Here is a 5,514-nt window from a genome sequence, read left to right as displayed (position 1 = left end):
GGTCGGGCTGGAGGTGTTGGGGTTGCGAGCAGGGCGGTCATGGCGCGTGGCCCTGACTACCCGCCCCCTCACCCGTCTTTGGCGGTAGAGGGAAGAAATATGACGTGCGCTGCTGGTACTCGGGGTAGCCGTCACGCTTGCTCATCGATTGCTCGAGGAGCCGCGCGCCGGTTGCGTACACCAGGAAGTAGGTCATCACGACGGGTGAGAGCGCGGTCAGAACTCCGGGCCACGCCGACGCGGCGATGAGCCACATGCCCCACCAGACGGCGGAGTCGCCGAAGTAGTTGGGGTGCCGCGTCCAGGCCCACAGCCCGCGGTCCATGATCTTGCCCTTATTGGACGGATCAGATTTGAACGACGTCATCTGGGCGTCGCCGATCGCCTCGAACGAGATACCGATGGCCCAGACCACGACTCCCGCGATCAACACGATCCACCAGATTCCGTGCGTTGCGTGCGTGACCGCGGAAACCTGTAGCGGTAGCGACACGAACCACTGCGCGGCGCCCTGGGTGCCGAAGATCTTGCGGATCACGCGCCCGGCCGACGGGTTCTCGCCGAGGACCTTCGCGTAGCGCGGGTCCTCACCCTTGCCGCGGACCTTGCCGAGCATGTGCCAGGTCAGTCGCAGCCCCCACACCGTGACGGCGACGGCCAGAATCCATCGCCGGGTGATGTCGCCACCGCCGAGAATCAGTGCGATCCAGCCGATCCCGACGAATCCGAATCCCCAGATGACGTCGACGACGTTGTAGTGACCCAGGCGACGCCCCACCGCAAACGTGATCGCTTGCAGGACAACGATGAACAGCAACGACGCTCCGGTCACCACGCCGAAGCCCGCCCACCCGGTCAGTCCTGTCATGAGTCGGTGCTCGCGGTTGTGTCGTCATCACGGGTGAAGACGAGTTGATGCACGTCGAGGTAGCCCGCGCGAAATCCGGCCTCGGAGTAGGCGAGATAGAACTGCCACATCCGCATGAACGTCGAATCGAAACCGAGGGATTCGACGTCGGCGCGGCGAGCGGTGAAGCGTTCGCGCCACAGACGCAGTGTCTCCGCGTAGTGATGGCCCATGGACAGGTTGTCGCGCAGGCGAAGTCGGGTGTGCTCTGCTGTGACGTCGCGCAGTGCGGGCAGTGAGGTGAGCTGCCCGCCGGGGAAGATGTACTTGTGCACCCAGGTATAGGTGTTCCGCGAGGCGCGCATCCTGTCGTGGGGCATGGTGATGGCCTGGATGGCGACGCGCCCACCTGGCGCCAGTACGCGGTCGATCGTCGAAAAGTAGATGGGCCAATACTTTTCGCCGACGGCTTCGATCATCTCGACCGAGATCACGGCGTCGTAGGTGCCTGTGACGCTGCGGTAGTCGAGCAGGTCTATCTGCACACGGTCGGCGAAACCTGCTTCGTCGACGCGCTGCATCGCGAGCGCGCGTTGTTCGCTCGAGAGTGTCACCGATCGCACGGTGGCCCCGCGTGCTGCAGCGCGCAGGCACAACTCGCCCCAGCCCGTTCCGATCTCGAGGACGCGCGAGCCCGGACCGACACCCGCGGCGTCGAGTAGGCGATCGACCTTGCGGCGCTGGGCATCGGCGAGGTCGTCGAATCCGACCTGGGAGGTCGGTTTGGGGGTCTGCGTGGCGTCTGCGTCGAGGGACGGGTCGTCGAACAGGGCGCTCGAGTAGGTCATCGTCTCGTCGAGGAAGGTCGCGAAGAGGTCGTTGGAGAGGTCGTAGTGTCGCGCGATGTTGCTGCGCGTGTTGGCGGCGGTGTTCTCCTCGTCGGCGGGATGTCGGGGTAGGACCAGGGCGCGCAGGGTTTGCAGCGGCTTCGGGACGAGCCGGGCGACTCGTTCGGCGAATGGGGTGAGGACGCCGACGAGATCGTCGGTGGTCCAGTCGCCCGCCATGAAGGACTCGCCGAACCCGATCAGACCGCCCGAGCCGACGCGACGCGAGAACGCGACCGGGCGTCGAACGATCATGCGCGGCAACACGGTCTCGGTCTTGCTTCCGCGACGTGAGCCGTCGGGGAACTCGATGCGGACTCCGATCCCGGTGGTCGCGTGGCGGAATAGCCATGCCGCGGCGCGTCCACGGACCCGCGCGGCCGCGCCGGTGGGTACGGCCGCGACGTCGGGCCAGCGCCGGGCGTCGGCCGCGGTGAGATCGGTGTCGAGCGCGGGCGGCGGGGTGTCATGCGAGTCGGAGTCGGTGGCGGGACTACTCATCGGTGACCTTTCGGGTGGGGGTGGTCTCGACTCGGCTACTCGCTGCGCTCGTGGCCGGCTCGACCAGCGGTGAAGTGGGCTCGGCGGGCGGGGTGGTCTCGACAAGCTCGACCAGCGGGCGTTGGCCGTCGACCGGCGGTGAGGTGGGCTCGACCGGCGGGGTGGTCTCGACAAGCTCGACCGGCGGGCGTTGGCGCTCGACCTGCGGGGGGCGGGGCACGATCGGGAGTCGCTTGGCCCACAGCTTGATTCCCTGGAATCGGATGCGGGCGGAGACGACGAGCGGGGCGAGCGGGGCGCGCACCTGGGTAGCGACGATCGCACGCGGCGTCGCGGGTTCGATGCGACCCGACAGCGAAGCGACGAAGGGTTCGTGGCCGGCGCGCTCGAGGACGATCGAGACAGCGACGCGTCCGTCGGCAGGTGGCGGCATCCGCAGCCGGTAGTGGCCCGACACGTCGTTGAAGGGCGAGACGTAGAACTCCTTGTCGACTTCTGCACGCCCCTGATCGTCGAGATCGACGACGTAGCAATGACGTCCGCCGTAGGTGTTGTGGACCTCGGCGACCGCGTACGCCAGTGAACCGTCGGCGTCGTAGCACCAATACACACTGAGCGGGTTGAAGACGTATCCCGAGACTCGTGGCGACATCAACGCCACGACTCTCCCGTCGGGAGCACGCTTGCCGACGCTGCGGAGGTGGGCGTCGAGGCGGTCGCGCAGGGTCTGGCCGTCGACCATCGGTTCGGGGAAGTGATCGGCTCCGAGGAACCGAGCGAAGGGTCGTAGCGGGGCGGAAAGTGTTGGCAGACGGTCGATCTCGACGAGCCACGAGACGCTGCGGTAGGTGAAAGCATGCCGCACCGGCGATAGTCGGGTGTGGGTGATGCGACTATGCACTAGTTGCGCGGTCGTGTCGGTCATGCCGACTCCCGCTCGTCGTCGACCGTGCGCTGCCGCGCCGAATCCCATGTGACACCGAGACGCTCTGCGGCGCGCGCTCCGGAGAGCGCGCCGTCCTCGTGAAAACCCCACCCGTGGTAGGCGCCGGCGAAGACGATCGAGTCGGTGTTGATGTCCGGAAGCAATGCCTGTGCTGCAACGGATTCCGTCGTGTAGATGGGGTGTTCGTAGGTCATCTCGGCGATGACGGTCGATGCGTCGACTAGGTCGGTGCGGCCCAGTGTCACCAGCATGCGGGGATGGTCGGGATTCAGACGCATGAGCCGGGTGAGGTCGTAGGTGACTGCGACCTGTGAGTCGTCGATCGCTCCCGACGGGTCGCTGTGGATTTGGTAGTTCCACGACGCCCACGCCCGACGTGCTCGCGGCATGAGCGATGTATCCGAGTGCAGCGCAGCAGGTTTGGGTACGTAGTCGATGGCGGAGAGAATTCGACGCTGCTGCGGGTTCGGGGCGTCGAGCAATCGGAGAGCCTGGTGAGGATGGGTGGCGACGACGACCGCGTCGAAGTTCTGCGTTCCGGGCGAGATGGCGAGTTCGACAGTGCCGTCGGAGTTCTCGGAGATGTGCCGGACCGGGGTGCTCACGTGGACTGCGCCGCCGCGGCGTCGGATGCCGTCGGCGACGGCTTGGACATACGTGTCCGACCCGCCGTCGACGGTGCGCCACGTGGGCGACCCGAACACCGACAACATGCCGTGGTGATCGAGGAAGGTGAAGAGGTAGCGCGCGGGGTAGCGGCTGGCGGTTGCCGCGTCGCACGACCACACGGCGGCGACGAGCGGCAGCATGAAGTGCTCGCGGAAGTAGGGGGAGACGTGCTCGCGATCGAGGAAGTCGTCGAGCGGCTCGTCGGAGTCAGGGGCGTCGAGGAGTGCGCGCGCCGCCCGATGGAATCGGGTCACCTCACCGAGCATGCGTAGGTAGCGGCCTCGCGTCGCATTGCGCGGTGTGGGGAACAAGCCGGAGAAGCCGAGGGCGCCCGCATACTCGAGGCCGGTCGCCGTTGAGCTGACCGACATCGACATGTCGGTGTCCTTGGTTGCCACGCCCAGCTCGGCGAAAAGTCGCAGCAGCGTCGGGTAGGTGCGGTCGTTGTGGACGATGAAGCCCGAATCGACGCCGACGACACTTCCGTCCGGCATGGTCACCGAGTGTGTGTGGGCGTGGCCACCGAGTCGGTCGTCGGCCTCGAACAACGTCACACGGCTGCTCCCGGAGAGCACGTGCGCGGCGGTCAGACCCGCGACCCCGCTGCCGACGACGGCGACATGCGAGGGTGGCGCGGATCGCTGGCGGTTGGTCATGCCCGGTGTTCGGATCCGGTCACCGGAGTGGATGGGTCGAATCGAACGCAGTGTTTCGCCGGCGTCGATTCATGGGTCAGGCTGCTCGCGGCGCGGCCATGACGGTGTCGTTGCGCACCGCATCGCTGGGAACGATCCGCGCGCCGAGAGGCATGAGGGAGACGGGGATCATCTTGAAGCTTGCGATACCGAGCGGGATGCCAATGATCGTCAGGCACATCGCGATTCCGGTCGTCAGGTGCCCGAGTGCCAGCCACCAACCTGCGACGATGATCCAGATGATGTTCCCGATCACAGACCACGCTCCCGACTCGGGATCGCGGACCACCGTCCGGCCGAACGGCCACAGTGCGTAGTTCGCCATCCGGAACGACGCGATACCGAAGGGGATCGTGATGATCAGGATGCAGCAGATGATGCCTGCGATGACGTAGCCGAGCGCCATCCAGAAACCACAGAGAACCAACCAGATGATGTTCAGCAACGTCTTCATCTGTCCATTGTCGCCCTTCGACGCCGTCGAGCGCGAGGGTTCACTGCTGAAGTTCGAGGTTTCGTCCGGGGATCGCCGCGAGCAGTTCACGCGTGTAGTCCGACGTCGGGTTCTCGTACACGTCGTCGACGGTGCCGTCGTCGACGACCTTGCCCTTCCGCATGACGAGCACACGGTCGGCGATCTGACGGACGACGGCGAGGTCGTGGGTGATGAACAGGTACGTCAGGTCGAGTTCGTGCTGCAGGTCGTCGAGGAGGGTCAGGATCTGCTCCTGCACGAGGACGTCGAGCGCGGACACGGCCTCGTCACACACGACGACCTCGGGGTTCAGCGCCAGCGCACGTGCGATCGCGACACGCTGACGCTGCCCGCCGGAGAGCTCGTTGGGGAAGCGCTGCATCACCGACGACGGGAGTGCGACGAGGTCGAGGAGTTCGCGGACGCGGGCGATGCGCGACGCCTTGTCGCCGATGTTGTGCACGACGAGCGGCTCGGAGATCGCACGGTAGATC

Annotated in this window: 5 protein-coding genes and 1 pseudogene; all 6 read right to left on the bottom strand. The window is 66.3% G+C overall.

Features of this window, described 5'->3' with window-relative positions; genetic code table 11:
- Positions 1-37: 37 nt before the first annotated feature.
- On the bottom strand, positions 38-868 hold the full coding sequence (locus A5777_RS04400; protein ID WP_064861752.1) for a DUF1295 domain-containing protein: 831 nt from the start codon (positions 866-868) through the stop codon (positions 38-40).
- Positions 865-2,235: an SAM-dependent methyltransferase gene (locus tag A5777_RS04395; protein WP_064861751.1), complete on the bottom strand. Its 1,371-nt coding sequence runs from the start codon at positions 2,233-2,235 to the stop codon at positions 865-867. The genes A5777_RS04400 and A5777_RS04395 overlap by 4 nt, the downstream gene beginning before the upstream one ends.
- A gap of 208 nt (positions 2,236-2,443) precedes the next feature.
- Positions 2,444-3,160: pseudogene (locus A5777_RS04390) on the bottom strand (DUF1365 domain-containing protein); the annotation flags it as partial.
- Positions 3,157-4,506 carry an NAD(P)/FAD-dependent oxidoreductase gene (locus A5777_RS04385; RefSeq protein WP_064861749.1) on the bottom strand — a complete coding sequence of 450 codons (1,350 nt, stop codon included), beginning with the start codon at positions 4,504-4,506 and terminating at the stop codon, positions 3,157-3,159. The gene A5777_RS04385 and the pseudogene A5777_RS04390, both read right to left, overlap by 4 nt.
- 76 nt (positions 4,507-4,582) lie before the next feature.
- The gene (locus A5777_RS04380; RefSeq protein ID WP_005207643.1) at positions 4,583-4,999 is read right to left on the bottom strand and encodes a YccF domain-containing protein; all 417 of its coding nucleotides are present in this window, start codon (positions 4,997-4,999) and stop codon (positions 4,583-4,585) included.
- A 40-nt stretch (positions 5,000-5,039) separates the two neighbouring features.
- Positions 5,040-5,514, bottom strand: a 475-nt coding sequence (locus tag A5777_RS04375) for an ATP-binding cassette domain-containing protein (protein WP_156529283.1), incomplete at its 5' end; no start/stop codon positions are given.

This window comes from Gordonia sp. 852002-10350_SCH5691597 (assembly GCF_001665715.1).
Taxonomy (GTDB): Bacteria; Actinomycetota; Actinomycetes; order Mycobacteriales; family Mycobacteriaceae; genus Gordonia; species Gordonia sputi.
This window is presented reverse-complemented; position numbering and strand designations above follow the sequence as displayed.

Bases quoted from the DNA above. Each gene is read 5' to 3' on its own strand.
- A5777_RS04400 (WP_064861752.1), bottom strand. From the start codon at position 868: ATGACAGGACTGACCGGGTGGGCGGGCTTCGGCGTGGTGACCGGAGCG.
- A5777_RS04395 (WP_064861751.1), bottom strand. From the start codon at position 2,235: ATGAGTAGTCCCGCCACCGACTCCGACTCGCATGACACCCCGCCGCCC.
- A5777_RS04385 (WP_064861749.1), bottom strand. From the start codon at position 4,506: ATGACCAACCGCCAGCGATCCGCGCCACCCTCGCATGTCGCCGTCGTC.
- A5777_RS04380 (WP_005207643.1), bottom strand. From the start codon at position 4,999: ATGAAGACGTTGCTGAACATCATCTGGTTGGTTCTCTGTGGTTTCTGG.